The following is a 14,244-nucleotide window of genomic DNA, read 5'->3' on the forward strand; positions in this document are numbered from 1 at the left end:
GGGGTGACACCGTCGACCGCTTCCCAGGCCGGGTCGGCCGCTGTGAGCGGGCGGTCCACCTACCACCACGGTGACCTGCGCCGCGCGCTGCTCGACGCGGGTCTCGACCTCGCCCGCGAGGGTGGGCCGGATGCCGTGGTGCTGCGTGAGGCGACACGGCGGGTCGGGGTCTCGGCCAACGCGGCCTACCGCCACTTCGCCGACCGCGGTGCGCTGCTCGACGAGGTCGTCTCGCGGGCCCAGTCGCTCGCGGCCGACGTCATCGCCGCCGAGATCGAGGCTGCTGGAGGCGGTACAGACGTGGGGCCGCGCGCCCGGGCCCGCTTCCGTGCGGTCGGCATCGGCTACCTGAGGTTCGCGATGAGCGAGCCGGGCCTGTTCCGCACCGCCTTCGCCGTGCCCACCGACCTGAGCAGGTCGGCATCATCAGAGGCCGCCGGGGCCTGTGGTCGCACGCCGTTCCAGCTGCTGGGCGACATGCTCGACGAGATGCTCGAGGCGGGCGTGCTCCCGCCCGACGAACGACCCGGCGCCGAGATCCTGGCGTGGTCGGCCGTGCACGGTCTGGCCATGCTGGCCCTCGAAGGGCCGCTGCGCGACCTGCCGGCCGGCTTCGTCGAGGAGATGGCACCACGTCTGGTGCGCATGGTCGACCTGGGCCTGGGGGTGAGGCTCACCGACGCGACCGGCTCCTAGGCTGGCCCGGTGACCTCCGAGCCCTTGCCCTTCGCCCTCGACCCGTCGACCCCGGCCTTCTACCGCCGCGTCGGGGCCGACCTGTTCGAGCCCACCCTGCAGGCCCAGGGCGCCTGGCGGGTCGACGAGCAGCACATGGCTCCCGTGAGCGGCATCCTCGTGCACGCCATCGACGCCCACGAACGGCGCGACGGCCTCCAGCTGGCACGGGTCAACTTCGATATTCTCGGCTTCATCCCCGCCCGGCCGACCCGGGTGGCGGTGCGCACGTCGAGGCCCGGCCGCACCATCGAGCTGGTCGAGGCCACGCTGTCGGTCGACGACCGGGCCGTGGTGCGAGCCCAGGCCTGGCGGCTGGCGGCGCACGACAGCTCGCCCGTGGCCGGCGTCGAGCTCGACCCCATGCCCGGTCCGGACGCCTTCGAGCCATGGGCTGGCAGCGCCACGTGGGCCGGTGGCTACATCGCCGGCCTCGAGATCCGCTCCGACCCCGCCGCGCGGCCAGGTCGCGCGCGGGCGTGGATCCGCACCGACAACGCCCTCGTCGACGATGAGCCCTGCTCGCCCACCGCTGACCTCGTTCGGCTCGTCGACACGGCCAACGGCATCGCCGTGCGGGCCTCTCCGCTGGAGTGGATGTTCCCGAACGTCGACCTCGCCATCCACCTGTTCCGGGAGCCGGTGCCAGGGCCGCACGGCTGGGTCGGCTTCGACACCCGCGTGACCATGGGCGCCACCGGCCTCGGGCTCACGTCGACCACGCTCCACGACGAGCAGGGCCCGGTCGGCCGGGCCGAACAGATCCTGACCGTGCGCCGCCTCGGCTGACATGACGCCACCCTGCGCAAGCGCGATCAAGCGACCGCGAGGCCGGGGCTACAGGCTGAGCTCGTGAGCATCGCCACCGACACCTTCGCGGCCTGGCTTGGCGTGCTCGTCGAGACCATCGACGAGCCCGGTCTGACCGGTGACGAGGTCGCGGCGCGGCTCCACCTGTCGCGGTTCCATCTCGACCGGGTCGTCAGCGGAGTGGCCGGCGAGGCGCCGAGCACCCTGCGCCGCCGGGTGCTGCTCGAACGAGCTGCCTTCCGGCTGGCGACCGGCCGGCGCACCGTGCTCGACGTCGCCGTCGAGGCCGGCTACGGCTCCAACGAGGCCTTCACCCGGGCCTTCCGCCGCGCCTACGGCGTCTCGCCCAGCCAGTGGCGCTCCCGCCCGGGAACGCTGCGGATCGAGTCGGTCAACGACATCCACTTCCACCCGCCGAGCAGCATCCGCCTGCCGGCCCAGCGAAAGGTTTCTGTCATGGATCTCATCCAGCGCATGGTCGAGCACCACATCTGGCTCACCGGCGAGCTCATCGAGTGCGCCACACCGCTCACCGAAGCCCAGCTCGACGAGCCGATCGTCATCAACGTCGACGACGACCCCGACCCGTCGACGCTGCGTCGCATCATCAGCCGCCTCGTCGGTCAGATGGCGATGTGGAACGCCTCGATGGCGAGCGAGGGATACGACTTCGCGGTCGAACAGGGCGAGTCGCTGACCTCGGCCCGCCGCCGCCTGGCCGAGGCCGCCCCGGTGTTTCTCGGGCACGTGCGTGAGGCCATCGAGCAGGGCCGGCTCGACGACGTGTTCGTCGACGCGTCGTGCGACCCGCCGTACACGTGCAGCTACGGCGCCATGATCGCCCACGTGCTGACCTTCGCGGCCCACCGTCGCACCCTGGCCGTGCTCGCCCTCGACAAGCACCGCATCACCCGGCTCGGGTGGGGCGACCCGATCAGCTACCTCGACGCCGCCCCCACCCCCCACTAGCCTCCCCCAACCCAGGCAGGGGAGAGACCGGGTCGGGGCTACTCGATGGTGGCGGAGACGTCGGCGCTCAGCATGATGGTGCGGCTCACGGTGCAGAACTCCTCGTGGCTGCGACGCACCAGGCTGGGCAGGATCTTTCGGGCTGCGTCGCCACTCTCGCCCTCCGGGAAACGCACCCGGAAGGTGATCTCGATGTCGTTCAGGTGGTTGCCGTTCTCGTCCTTGACCTTGTCGGCGCTCACCTCGATCTCGAAGCTCTCGGGCTCGGCCCGACGGCTCGTCACCGTGTCGACGTCGACCGCGGTGCAGCCGGCGACCCCGGCGAGCAGCAGCTCGACCGGCGACAGCTCGTCGGTGCCCGAGCTCGTCGTGATGGAGCCGCCACGCCCGTTGCGCACGGTGTAGCGCCCCACGCTGTCGCGGGTCAGGGTCACGCTTCGCTCGTCTCTGACGTGCTGCTGCTCTTCGCTCATGCCGCCAGCCTCGCAGATCACCGGCATCCGGCATCCGGCATCGTGGCGAGACCGTCACTGCCAGGCGTCGGCCAGCAGCTCGAAGGTGCGCAGCCGCGCGTCGTGGTCGTAGGCGCCACAGGTCACGACGACCTCGTCGACGCCGGTGGCGGCGGTGAACTCCTCGAGCCGGTCACGCACCTGGTCGGGGGTGCCCACGAACGAGACCCTGATCATGTCTGACACCATCGCCCGCTCGTTCGGCGTCCAGGTGGCCATCAGGCTGGCCACGTCGCCGTCGGGCTTCGCCAGGCCTGTGCGCCGGCCGGTGATGATGCCGTGGAAGCGGCTGAGCACGCTGGTGAAGAGTCGCTCGGCCTCCTCGGCGGTGTCGGCGACCATGACGTTGGCCGCGGCCATCGTGCGCGGGGCATCGAGGCCGCTCGTCGAGGTGGAGGGCTGGAAGCGGGTGCGGTACACCTCGAGAGCGCTCATCAGGGCCGCGGGGGCGAAGTGCGAGGCGAACGAGTAGGGCAGGCCCAGGGCGGCCGCCACCTGGGCGCCACCGTGGCTCGAGCCGAGGATCCAGACCGGCACGTTGGTGCCCTCACCCGGGAACGCCCGCACCTTGGCCTCGGGGTCAGGTTCGCCCAGGAAGCCGATCAGCTCCTCCACCTCGCCGGCGAAGTTCATCGCGGCGGCGTCGTTGCGACGCAGGGCGCGGGAGGTGAGCGGGTCGGTTCCCGGCGCCCGCCCCAGCCCGAGGTCGATGCGGTCGCCATGGATGGTCGCCAGGGTGCCGAACTGCTCGGCCACGACGTAGGGCGCGTGGTTGGGCAGCATGATGCCGCCGGCTCCCACCCGGATCGTCTGGGTCTGGTCGGCGACGTGCCCGATCAGAACCGCCGTCGAGCTCGAGGCCACGCCCCGCATGTTGTGGTGCTCTGCCATCCAGTACCGCTGGTAGCCCCACTGCTCGGCGTGCCGGGCGATGTCGACCGTCGACTCGATGGCCTCGGCCGCGGTGCCGTGCTCCACCACGGGAACGAGGTCGAGGATGTTCAGGCGGGCGCGCGTTGATGGAGTCACGACTCCGACAACCCGCCGCCCCGGTCGAGGTATTCCGCCGCGCTCGGGCGCGGCCGCATACCTCGACCGGGGCTGACATCGGTGGTCAGGGCAGCTTCAGCTGGGCGATCTGGTCGGTGTAGTCAGGGCAGAACGCTCGGATGCCGGCCGCCATCAGGGCCTTGGTGCGCAGGGCGTCGCCGGAGTTGCCGAGCAGTCGGTTCTGGTCGTCGACCGCGAGCTGGCGCAGCTGGATGCCACCGTTCTTCAGCGCCCAGCACGTCGTGGTGCCCGACTCGAGGTCGTCGTCGAGGCTGGCCGCTGTGATCGACGCCCCTTGCCGGTTGGCGTCGAGCACGAAGTCGGCCTGTTCGGCCGTGATGTCGGGCTTGGCCGCTGCGATGTCGGGGGGCAGGTCGTGCAGGTTCACTGCGCTGCTGCACCCCGACAGCCCTACGAGCGCCAAGGCGGTGAGGGCCGCCGCCGCGAAACCGGAAAAGCCAAGGCGCCGCACGACGACCGGGCCGTCGCGATGCTGCGCCGTGCTGGGCCACGGCGGACCACCTCGACTGCGGCGGGCAGTGACTGGCAGCGACACGGGGATCTCCATCGCTACTCTGAACGCGTGACGGAGCCCGATCATCCCCCGGCGTCGCCCGAGGTCGCCGACAGGCTGCCCGGTGAGCGGTTCTCCCTCGCCACCGAGGCGCCCCTGGCGCGCGGGGCGCTGGCCGTGTCGATGGTCGGCGTCGTGTTCGGGTTCGTCTTCCTGCCCCAGCTGCTGGCGCTGGCGCTCGCGGGCCTGTCGCTGGCCCGGGGCGAGCGAGCCGGTCGGCGCTACGCCGTGCTCGCCATCGTGCTCAGCCTCGTCTTCACCATCGTCTGGGGCATCGCCCTCGGGCTGCTGGTCAACTGGTGGGCCAGGAACCACATTGGCTAGTCGCACGAGCAGTCGCGCCGGCCTGCCCCTCGTCGGCCCTCAGGATCATCTCGCGGATGGCGCTGCCGCCACCAGGTGGGCTCGGTCACGGCCGCCGGTCTTCTGGTACCGGCTCCTCCACAGCCCCGTGGCCAACAGCAGGCCCCACACCAGGAACAGCGGGTCCCACAGAAAGGCGTGACCCACCAGGGCAGCAGTGTCCATGGTCGGACCTGCCGCGACCACCCCGGTGAGGGCGGCGAGCGCCGCGACGACGTTGACCGCTCCGTACGCCACCAACACTCCGGCGCCGGCCCACGACAGTCCGCGCCAGAGGCGAGGCGCCGGGAGCCGACCTCGCTCGTTCGCCAAGGGCACGAACGCGCCGGCCAGCTTGACCGCGAAGATCACCAGGAGCAGCACCAGCACCTGCATCGGGGCCTTCCGCTGCCAGTCGGCCGCCCACCCACCGAGCGTCGAGACGAGCGCGGTTCCGCCCAGGGCCCAGTAGAGGCTGGGTAGAGCGTGCGCGACGCCGGCCACAGCGGCCGCGACGAACCAGCGGTGAGCATCTTGGTTGGGAGCCATGCCCCTACCGTGGTCGCCCATCAGGCCGGCAGCCATCGGGGATGTCCCTGTCTCAACCCTGAGCGTGCCCCATCTCACCCCGACCCTCATCAGGCAGGCGCTCGGGCCAAGCTACTGCGAGTAGGTCGAGAGGAACTTCTCGAGCCTTCCCACGGCGTCCTCGAGCTCGCCGACGCGGGGCAGGAACACGAGCCTCAGGTGGTCGGGGGTGGGCCAGTTGAAGCCGGTGCCCTGCACGACGAGCAGCTTCTGGTCACGGAGCAGGTCGAGCGCGAACCGTTCGTCGTCGTGGATGGCGTGCACCTTGGGGTCGAGGCGCGGGAAGAGGTAGAGGGCCCCCTCGGGCTTGGTGCACGACACGCCGGGAATCTGGTTCAGCAGCTCCCACGCGACGTTGCGCTGCTCGAGCAGCCGGCCGCCGGGCAGGATGAGCTCGTTGATCGACTGGTACCCGCCGAGTGCGACCTGGATGGCGTGCTGCGCCGGTACGTTCGCGCACAGCCGCATGTTGGCGAGCACGTCGAGACCCTCGATGTAGTTGCGCGCATGCTCCTTCGGACCCGACAGCACCAGCCAGCCGGAGCGGAACCCGGCCACCCGATAGGCCTTCGACAGGCCGTTGAAGGTCAGGCAGAGCAGGTCGGGAGCGAGCGCCGCGACCGAGGTGTGAACGGCATCCTCGTACAGGATCTTGTCGTAGATCTCGTCGGCCATCAGGATCAGCTCATGCCGGCGGGCCAGCTCGGCGATCGCCGCGAGCACCTCGCGGGGGTAGACGGCACCGGTCGGGTTGTTGGGGTTGATCACCACGATCGCCTTCGTGCGCTCGGTGATCTTGCTCTCGAGGTCGGCGAGATCAGGGGCCCATCCGGCCTGCTCGTCACACACGTAGTGAACCGGCCGGCCACCGGCCAGGCTCGTCGCCGCTGTCCACAACGGGTAGTCGGGCGCCGGCAGCAGCACCTCGTCACCGTCGTTGAGCAACCCCTGCATGGCCATGACGATCAGCTCGCTGACGCCGTTGCCGAGGTAGATGTCTTCGACGTTCACGGGCGGGAAGTCGCGAACCTCGTAGTGCTGCTTGATCGCTCGTCTCGCCGAGAGGATGCCCTTGCTGTCGCTGTAGCCCTGCGCCGTCGGCAGCTCCTGGATGACGTCGACGAGGATGTCCTCCGGCGCCTCGAAGCCGAACGGCGCCGGGTTGCCGATGTTGAGCTTGATGATGCGATGACCCTCGTCCTCGAGGCGGCGGGCCTCGGCCATGACAGGCCCACGGATCTCGTAACAGACATCCTGCAGCTTGCGTGACTGGGTGACCGGGCGCATACCGACCAGAGTGTCACCCGCGGATGCCGATCGCCGCGCCGTTCTCGCCATGTGGCCAGCGGCGTGGCCCGACCTCAGTGGCCCGACCTCAGTGACCCGATCTCAGTGACCCGCCGTCCCGATCCGCTGTGCCCCGGCCGTTCGCTGGGCGTGGCGGCCGACCGTGACGGACAGAGACAGCGCCACGACCAGCGCAACGATCGGCAGGATCTGGTCCCAGCCGTACGCCGTCGCGAAGCTCGTGGACGCGATGATCAGAGCCATCACCACGGCCTGGACCAGGAAGACCACCGCCCAGACGATGGTGACGTGGAACATGCTGCGGCGAAAGCCCGGGTAGACGACCCACATCCGGTCGAACACGGCCATCCCCTCGCGAGTGCCGTCGCTCCCGTAGCGCTGGACGAAGTAGAACATCACCGGACGCGCCATCAGCACGCACGACGCTGCGCACACCACACCGACCGCCGCCGTGGTCGCACAGTCCTTGTAGAGCAGCACTCGGGGATCGGTGCTGCCCACGAGGGCCACCACCACCGACAATGCCGTGAAGGCGAAGATCGCCGCAGACGCCCCGCTGAACTTTCGAGACCGCACCCACACCACCGCGGCCCCCAGCACGGGCGCGACGCTGCCGGCCAGGTAGGCCTGGACGTCGTCGCCACCGCCTGCCTTGGCCAGCTGGAAGAGCCCGATGGCCCCGCCCACCTCCAGAGCGGTGAGAGCGACGTTGAAGACGACCCCCTTCCTCGCTGGGTGCACGGCCAACGTGCGTGCGATCTCGTCGTGATCGGACTGGTCGATGTCACTGCGCCTCGTCTCGGTTGCGCGGCCGGCTCGTCTGCGCAGGCTGCCGACACTCACGACAGAGGGCTCGGCGTCGGTCGTACTGAGCGGACCGTGACCGCGAGGTGGCAGGTGAGCTCGTCGGGGCCGGCGGTGCGCCAGTCCGCGATCATGATCTGTCGTGGCGGCGAGGTCACGGTCGCGCCCTTGGAGACGACGAACTCCTCGAGAACGTCGAGGGCGTCCATCGTCGCGCTCCCTCTGGTCTGGGCCATGGTCAACGCGACGAAGGCCTCCTCATGGGCTGGTTCGACGCGAGCCTGAACATCGTCCAGCAGGGCAGACTGCCGTTGCGCCATGGCCAGGTCTCCCATCGGACGCACCATCTCGACCGGGCCGTCGCTGTCGTGGCTGACCTCGGCGTAGTACACGACGTAGGGACAGCCATCCACCCCGGTCAGACCGGGGCCCGCGCTACTCATGGCGCCGAGCAGGGCGCCGAGGGTGGGCCCCAGCTCGTCGATATGGGCCCGCCGCACCGCGCTGAGCACCGCTCGCTCCGGAACGGCCCGCTGCTGCACCTCGAAAGTCTGGTTGGTCATGGAGACGCTCTCCTTCTGGTCGTCGATGAGGAGGCAGAGGTAGCGGGCCAGCTCGGCCCGCTCACTGGCAGCGCGGGCATCTGTTACGGCGTGTGACCGGATGCTGGCCACGGCCTGCCGGGGCGTCTGGTCGATGACCTCGGCGATCAGCGCCAAGGGCATCTCCAGCCTCCGCAGCAGGCCTACCGTGCGGGCCCGGGCGACCTGCGTCGGTGCGTACCAGCGGTACCCCGTCGCAGCGTCCACCTGGGCGGGCCGCAGCAGACCGAGGCGGTCGTAGAGCCTCAGCGCCTTCGGCGAGAGCCGGCAGGCGGCCGAGAACTCCCCGATCGTGAGCAACCTCGCAGCCACGTCTGCACCCCTTCTCAACCCTCCTCAGCGGGCTCACTGTCCGCCGATGACGAGTCTCCCCCCTCCCCCAGGGTCAGGGTCAAAGGTCAACTCGATATCACGAGGACGGGCGCCATCGTCAGCGCAGGAAGCAACCAACGGTGCTCGCCGCGCTGGAGGCGGTGAGCGAGAGCGGCAGAGCCGAGCGGCTCGTCGCGATGATCGAGACCGACAGCTCGTGGCCGGCCACGGTCTTGGTCAGGGCGCCCAGCGCAGGCGGGGTCGGGTCGACCTCCTGCCACCCATGCTGCAGGAGGTAGCCGACGATCTCGGCGGCGGCGGGGCCGTCGGTGTCGGGGTAGGTGCGTGTGACCAGGCCGGCTTCGCGGTCTCGGCACGGCGGGATCTCGCTGTGCCGCTGCGGCGTCAGGCTGCGGTCCATGATGTCGATCCCGGCGCTCAGGGCCTCGAAGGCGACCAGGTCGTCGGCGTGCGCCCGGGAGGTCCAGGCCCAGCCGCCGAAGACGAGCAGAGCCAGCAGCACCGTCACGAAGAACCCGCCGAGCCGCCACGCGCGACGGCGGCCCCCCTGGCCGACCCCTCGGTTCGGGTCGGGCCCCGGAGCCTCGTCGACGAAGCCGGAACTGCTCACCGGCACAGTGTGGACCAGTGCGGTCGTCGTTGTCAGCGAGCGGCTCGCGCCATCAGCGCGCTGACCGGCATCCGCCCTCCGATCAGGTGAGCCCCGGTCAGCCGACCGTGACGGGTTCGTCGCCCCAGGCCAGCAGTCTCCAGTCGCCCTCGAGCCCACCCTCGAGAGTCACCACCAGGGTGTTGTCGAGGGCCCGACCGGTGAACCAGTCGGGGGGCATCCCCAGGGCGGCCGCGCACCACACGCGCATGGCGGCTCCATGGCTGACCGCGAGCGCGGAGGCGTTGACGTCACGGGCGTGCACATCGGCCACGATGCGGTGCAGCGCTTCGGTATAGCGAGTCATGAACTCCACCCCGCTCTCGCCACCGGGGATGCGCTCGTCGGGGTTGCCCCCCCACCGACCCACCGCCTCGACGAACGGCATCCAGTCGGTCGTCATCTCCCAGTCGCCCGCCTGGATCTCGCGCAGACCGCCGAGGGTGACGACCTCCTGGCCCAGATGGTCGGCGAGCGGGGCTGCGGTCTGCTGCGCGCGCACCAGATCAGAGCTGTAGACGGCGGTGAGGTCTTCGCGTCGCATCTTCTCGGCCAGTGCCGTCGCCTGCTGTCGGCCCAGGTCGGTGAGGTCTCGGCCGGGCACGGCGGTGTCGAGAAGCCGCCCGACGTTGGCCGAGGTCTGGCCGTGACGCGTCAGGTAGAGCCGCACGTCAGTCGTCCGCCTTGACCGTGACGCCCGTGAGGCACTCGACACCCTTGGTGCGGCCGGTGAAGAAGTTCTTGGCCGCCACCGGGGCAGAACCACCGGCCGGCACCGTCACCACGATCTCCTTGCCGCCGACCTCGCTGCCGTCGGCCGTGGCCGTGATGAAGACCCCGACGGTGAAGGCATGCTCGGTCGTGTCGGTGTTCTCGACCCGGCCCGTGAAGCTCCAGGCCTCACCCGTTGCGGTACAGGCCTGGCTGACCAGGGCCTGGGAGGCGTCGAAGAGGCCACCGCTGCTCGGCGCCGAGGGGTCGACGATGTCGGGGGTGCTCGTGTCGGGCCGAAGCGTGGGTTGCAGCGCGACGCTCACGGTCGCGTCCACTCCGTCGCCGGAGTCGGAGGGCGACGGCTGGCCGCAGCCGGAGAGGGTGGCGACGGTGACCGTCGACAACGTCAGGGCGGCGAGTCGCAACCCGTACCGGGCGACGGATCGTCGGTGAGGCGTCTGGCGCAAGCGAATGGCCCCCTTGGGCGGCATGGTCGGTGGACGGTGTGAACGGCACCGGCGGTCGTTCGCCCATTGTGCCCCCGCGCACCATCACGTCCGAGCCGGGACACGCTGGTCGCCCACCAGCGCGACTGCCCTCCGTCAGCCGACGAGGAGTCGAGCGCCGACCCCGGCCACCACGATGAGCAGACCGGCGAGCAGGACGAGGGTGTCGGGCAGTCGCCACGGAGCCGGGCCGGCCCAGGTGCGACGACGGGCCTCAGCGAAGCCGCGCGCGTCCATCGCCAACGACAGCACCGCGGCCTGCCCCAGGGCCCCTACGAGCAACCCGCCCGTGACCACGACGGCTTCGCGGCCTCGGGCGAGTACGCCCCGATCGGCCCGGATGCCGCGAACGCGACGGGTCGTCATGAGCTCGCCCCAGAGCGTGTCGAACGACTGGAGCCGCTGCAGGGCGGCGGTGGCGGCCACGACCGGGCGCGCCGGCATCCGTAACCGTTGGGCCAGGTGGTCACCCAGCGGTTCGGGGTCGATGAAGCCGACGACGAAGGCCGACGGCACCACCAGGCACAGCACTCGCAGTGCGGCGCTCGAGGCGATCTCCAGGTCGCGACCCCCCAGCAGCCAGGACGACCAGGCCACCCCGAAGACGGCCAGGCCCGCCGGAGCAAGGCGTCGGGCCAGCGAGCGCGCCCGTCCCCGTGGCCGACGGCCGGTGCCCACGGCGAGGAGCCCGACCAGACCCAGCAGCACCTCGACCGACAGCACGACCAGCCCCTGGCGCCAGGTGTCGAGCAGGGCCGGCAGGGGTAGCACGCACAGCGCCGCCGCCAGCAGGGCGAGGGGCCCGGCCCGCGCGACGAGCGACCGACGCTCGGGCTCGGGCTGCTGCTCGGAGCAGGCCGGCCGGGTGAGAGCCACCGTGCGGTCGGCTCGTTCGACCACGCCCTCGTCGTGGGTCGTCACGACGACTCCGGCCCCCTCGCGTCGAGCAGCGTCGATGAGACCGGACACCGCCGACCACGTGAGCCGGTCCTGACCTACGGTGGGTTCGTCGGCAAGCAGGAGTGCGGGCGAGTGCACCACGGCCGACGCCAGCGCGAGCCGTCGTTGTTCACCTCCGGAGAGCTGACGGGGGTCGACACCAGCGAGGTGGGCGAGCCCCAGCGCGCCGAGCAGCTCGTCAGCCCGTCGGCCGGATGCCGTCTCGTCCTGCCCCAACGCGCGCGGGGTCAGCAGGATGTCGTCGCGGACGGTCGGCCCGACCAGGGAGGTGGCAGCTCGTTGCGGCACCCAGGCCACGACCCGGGCGATCTCGCGGGAGCGCCACTGGGCAGGGGGCTCGGCTGAGGCAGCGGCTGCCGGCTTCGAAGGCAGCAGTGGCTCGGCGAAGCCGACCGAGCCCGACGCCGGTGCCACGAGCCCACCCACTGCGGCCATCAACGACGACTTACCGGCGCCACTGGGCCCGACCAGCGCCACCACCTCCCCCGCACGAACGTCGAGGTCTGCGTCGCGCACCGCCACGGTCGCCCGTACCGTCGAGCCGAGGCGGCTGCCCGAATGTTCGACGGTGACCGCCCGTGCCCGTGCCACCACACCCCCAGGTGCGACGCGTCCGGAGGTTGTTCCGGTCACCGGGGTCAGCTCGACGGCGAGGGGCTCCGGCTCCGGCAGCCCGGGAACCCAGATCCCCTGCGCCGCAAGGTCACTGCCGTGCTCGGCCAGAATCGCAGCGGGCGGCCCGTCGGCGACGATCACGCCGGAGGCGTCGAGCACCACGAGGCGGTCGACGTGCTCGACCCAGCCCGCCAGCCGATGCTCGACCACGACAAGGGTCAGTCCCCGCCGGTCGCACACGTCGGCCACGACCTCGCGCACAGAGCGAGCGTTGACGGCATCCAGCATCGCCGTGGGTTCGTCGAGCAACAGCACGCGCGGCTCCATCACCAGCGCACCGGCGAGGGCCAACCGCTGTGACTCGCCGCCGCTGAGGGTCTCGGGTGAGCTGTCGCTCGTCATCGTCAGCCCGACCTCGGCGAGCGCGGACCGCACGGCCGGGCCCATCTCGGCGCGTGGCACCGACGTGTTCTCGAGGCCGAAGGCCACGTCACGCCCGATGGTGGAGGCGACGACGCCTGCGCCGGGGTCCTGGAGCACGAGCCCGACCGAGCCGGGTGAGCGTTGCGGTGGCTCCCCATCGACCGTCACCTCACCCGAGAGCTCGCCGGAGTCGGCGGTGAGCAGCAGCCCGGCGATCCCCCGCAGCAGAGTCGACTTGCCCGACCCGCTCGGCCCGGCGAGCAGCACGCGCTCACCGGGCTCGATGGTGAGGCTCAGACGGTCGAGCACCGGCTGGCTGCGCCCGTAGGGGCGCCAGCGCAGCTCGTCGACGCGCACGCGCGCCCCACAGGCGAGGCTCCTGCGGGCCGGGTTCACCTCGGGCCGGGGGTGGTTCGCCACTGCGTGCTCTGTCGCCTGCTCGAGGGCCCGGTCACACGGCCTGTCGTTCACGCACCTCCTGGCCAGGCGGGAACGGGTTCAGGGCTCCGGCCGAGGCCAGCAACCGCGTGAGGCCGACGGCGAGCAGGGAACCGAAGATCGCGACACTGCCACCGAGCAGGAACAGGTAGGCGATGCGGTAGCCGAAGCCCCAGTCCTGCCAGTACGAGTACCACTCGTAGACGGCCTCGAACGCGCCGCCGAGAAAGCCTCCCACGAACAGGGGCACCCAGCGAAAGGAGAGGTAGCCGAACAGCGCGAACCCGAGCTCGACTCCCAGGCCCTGAACGATGCCCGAGACCAAGGTCGTCAGGCCCCACTGGGTGCCCACGAGGGCAGAGACCATGGCGGCGAGCAGCTCGGTGAACAGGGCCGCTCCGGGGCGGCGGATGACGAGCATTCCCACGATGCCGGCCACGAGCCAGGGCCAGGCGAACAGGGCGCCCAACGGCGGGAAGCCCGCCGAGACAACACCCGAGGGGGCTGCGTAGATCAGCCCCCAGGCCCAGTAGGCGATGCCGAACGCGACGCCGAGAAAAGCACAGGTCAGCAGGTCGATGGTGCGCCAGCGCGTCAGGGGTCCTGACGCGGTGATGTTCTTCATGAGTGGTCTCCCGGGTCCGATGGCTGGATTCCGGGGGAAGGCTGCCGTGATCGGCAGGCGCGTTCGCGCCGCCGAGTGGCTGCCTCGAGAAATACCGACTTCCTTCGCCGGTGCTAACCGGAGCAGGTTCGAGGGTCTGCGGCTCGCCGATGTTCGGCGGTGCACTCTCAGCGCTGTAGGGCGCTCCCCTGTCGTGATGGGTCGTTCTTGTGAAGTTGTGTCTTGCCGTTGTGGAGGTGACTTTACCCCGTGGCCGTGAAAGATTCACTGCATGGGTTCGAAGGATGAGAAGGCCGACCAGCAGACACCGGCCGACGAGGTGCGTCATTCACCGATGGGCGGTCTCATCTGGAAGGCCCTCAGCATCGCCGCGACGGTAGGGGCCACCAAGCTCGCCACCGACGCCGCCCAGAGAGGGTGGAAGTTCGCGACCGGCAAGCCGGTGCCGGTGGCGGGTGACTACGAGCAGGAACGCACCCGCGACGTCATCGCGTTCACCGCGCTCTCCGCCATGCTGGTGACCGGCGCGCGCATCGCCGCCGAGCGCAAGGCCGCGGAGTACTACCGCCACTCGACGGGGCATCTGCCGAAGGCCCTCACCGACGTCAAACCCAGCAAGGCCGAGAAGAAGGCTGCGAAGAAGCTCAAGAAGGCGCAGGCCAAGCTCTCCTGACCTTCCGAGACGGG

17 protein-coding genes and 1 riboswitch are annotated in these 14,244 nt (G+C 70.7%); of the genes, 5 read left to right on the forward strand and 12 right to left on the reverse strand.

The window, feature by feature from the left end:
• Positions 1-3: 3 nt before the first annotated feature.
• The 3 genes from BA895_RS17030 (at position 4) to BA895_RS17040 (ending at position 2,514) form a co-directional block, all read left to right on the forward strand.
• The gene (locus BA895_RS17030; RefSeq protein ID WP_070193062.1) at positions 4-696 is read left to right on the forward strand and encodes a TetR/AcrR family transcriptional regulator; all 693 of its coding nucleotides are present in this window, start codon (positions 4-6) and stop codon (positions 694-696) included.
• Between the two features lie 9 nt (positions 697-705).
• Entirely contained in the window at positions 706-1,524 is an 819-nt protein-coding gene (locus BA895_RS17035) for a thioesterase family protein (RefSeq protein WP_083283473.1), read from the forward strand.
• A 63-nt stretch (positions 1,525-1,587) separates the two neighbouring features.
• Entirely contained in the window at positions 1,588-2,514 is a 927-nt protein-coding gene (locus BA895_RS17040; protein ID WP_217493937.1) for a helix-turn-helix transcriptional regulator, read from the forward strand.
• 38 nt (positions 2,515-2,552) lie between these two features.
• On the opposite strand, the gene BA895_RS17045 is transcribed toward BA895_RS17040, so the two are convergent.
• The 3 genes from BA895_RS17045 to BA895_RS17055 form a co-directional block, all read right to left on the reverse strand.
• A complete protein-coding gene (locus BA895_RS17045) occupies positions 2,553-2,987 on the reverse strand; it encodes an OsmC family protein (RefSeq protein WP_070193218.1) in 435 nt (144 codons plus the stop codon).
• Between the two features lie 54 nt (positions 2,988-3,041).
• On the reverse strand, positions 3,042-4,055 hold the full coding sequence (locus BA895_RS17050) for an LLM class flavin-dependent oxidoreductase (RefSeq protein ID WP_254666529.1): 1,014 nt from the start codon (positions 4,053-4,055) through the stop codon (positions 3,042-3,044).
• A gap of 85 nt (positions 4,056-4,140) precedes the next feature.
• Entirely contained in the window at positions 4,141-4,632 is a 492-nt protein-coding gene (locus tag BA895_RS17055) for a DUF732 domain-containing protein (RefSeq protein WP_139142728.1), read from the reverse strand.
• Between the two features lie 27 nt (positions 4,633-4,659).
• On the opposite strand from BA895_RS17055, the gene BA895_RS17060 reads away from it, so the two are divergent.
• Positions 4,660-4,974 carry a hypothetical protein gene (locus BA895_RS17060; RefSeq protein WP_070193064.1) on the forward strand — a complete coding sequence of 105 codons (315 nt, stop codon included), beginning with the start codon at positions 4,660-4,662 and terminating at the stop codon, positions 4,972-4,974.
• A 45-nt stretch (positions 4,975-5,019) separates the two neighbouring features.
• On the opposite strand, the gene BA895_RS17065 is transcribed toward BA895_RS17060, so the two are convergent.
• The 9 genes from BA895_RS17065 to BA895_RS17105 all read right to left on the reverse strand — a co-directional run bounded on the left by BA895_RS17065 (position 5,020) and on the right by BA895_RS17105 (position 13,557).
• Positions 5,020-5,541 (reverse strand): DUF3995 domain-containing protein, encoded by a 522-nt coding sequence (locus BA895_RS17065; protein ID WP_070193220.1) that lies wholly within the window; start codon positions 5,539-5,541, stop codon positions 5,020-5,022.
• A gap of 111 nt (positions 5,542-5,652) precedes the next feature.
• Positions 5,653-6,867, reverse strand: a complete 1,215-nt coding sequence (locus tag BA895_RS17070; RefSeq protein ID WP_070193065.1) for a pyridoxal phosphate-dependent aminotransferase — start codon at positions 6,865-6,867, stop codon at positions 5,653-5,655.
• Positions 6,868-6,969: 102 nt separating this feature from the next.
• Positions 6,970-7,731: a VC0807 family protein gene (locus BA895_RS17075; RefSeq protein ID WP_070193066.1), complete on the reverse strand. Its 762-nt coding sequence runs from the start codon at positions 7,729-7,731 to the stop codon at positions 6,970-6,972.
• Positions 7,728-8,606, reverse strand: a complete 879-nt coding sequence (locus BA895_RS17080; RefSeq protein ID WP_175442358.1) for a MerR family transcriptional regulator — start codon at positions 8,604-8,606, stop codon at positions 7,728-7,730. Before BA895_RS17080 ends, BA895_RS17075 begins: the two co-directional genes overlap by 4 nt.
• A gap of 118 nt (positions 8,607-8,724) precedes the next feature.
• Positions 8,725-9,237, reverse strand: coding sequence for a hypothetical protein (locus BA895_RS17085; RefSeq protein ID WP_139142729.1), 513 nt, complete (start codon positions 9,235-9,237; stop codon positions 8,725-8,727).
• 97 nt (positions 9,238-9,334) lie between these two features.
• Positions 9,335-9,946, reverse strand: a complete 612-nt coding sequence (locus tag BA895_RS17090) for a histidine phosphatase family protein (RefSeq protein WP_070193069.1) — start codon at positions 9,944-9,946, stop codon at positions 9,335-9,337.
• Position 9,947: 1 nt separating this feature from the next.
• Entirely contained in the window at positions 9,948-10,457 is a 510-nt protein-coding gene (locus tag BA895_RS17095) for a hypothetical protein (protein ID WP_139142730.1), read from the reverse strand.
• Between the two features lie 135 nt (positions 10,458-10,592).
• On the reverse strand, positions 10,593-12,965 hold the full coding sequence (locus BA895_RS17100; protein ID WP_254666530.1) for an ATP-binding cassette domain-containing protein: 2,373 nt from the start codon (positions 12,963-12,965) through the stop codon (positions 10,593-10,595).
• On the reverse strand, positions 12,946-13,557 hold the full coding sequence (locus BA895_RS17105; protein ID WP_070193071.1) for an ECF transporter S component: 612 nt from the start codon (positions 13,555-13,557) through the stop codon (positions 12,946-12,948). Before BA895_RS17105 ends, BA895_RS17100 begins: the two co-directional genes overlap by 20 nt.
• Positions 13,558-13,639: 82 nt before the next feature.
• Positions 13,640-13,757: riboswitch (TPP riboswitch) on the reverse strand.
• Positions 13,758-13,828: 71 nt separating this feature from the next.
• On the opposite strand from BA895_RS17105, the gene BA895_RS17110 reads away from it, so the two are divergent.
• On the forward strand, positions 13,829-14,230 hold the full coding sequence (locus BA895_RS17110) for a DUF4235 domain-containing protein (RefSeq protein WP_070193072.1): 402 nt from the start codon (positions 13,829-13,831) through the stop codon (positions 14,228-14,230).
• Positions 14,231-14,244: the final 14 nt, after the last annotated feature.

This window comes from Humibacillus sp. DSM 29435 (assembly GCF_001758225.1).
Taxonomy (GTDB): Bacteria; Actinomycetota; Actinomycetes; order Actinomycetales; family Dermatophilaceae; genus DSM-29435.

Excerpts from the sequence above, each read along its gene's own strand:
- BA895_RS17045 (WP_070193218.1), bottom strand. The coding sequence starts at position 2,987 with ATGAGCGAAGAGCAGCAGCACGTCAGAGACGAGCGAAGCGTGACCCTG.
- BA895_RS17105 (WP_070193071.1), bottom strand. The coding sequence starts at position 13,557 with ATGAAGAACATCACCGCGTCAGGACCCCTGACGCGCTGGCGCACCATC.
- BA895_RS17065 (WP_070193220.1), bottom strand. The coding sequence starts at position 5,541 with ATGGCTCCCAACCAAGATGCTCACCGCTGGTTCGTCGCGGCCGCTGTG.
- BA895_RS17110 (WP_070193072.1), top strand. The coding sequence starts at position 13,829 with ATGGGTTCGAAGGATGAGAAGGCCGACCAGCAGACACCGGCCGACGAG.
- BA895_RS17070 (WP_070193065.1), bottom strand. The coding sequence starts at position 6,867 with ATGCGCCCGGTCACCCAGTCACGCAAGCTGCAGGATGTCTGTTACGAG.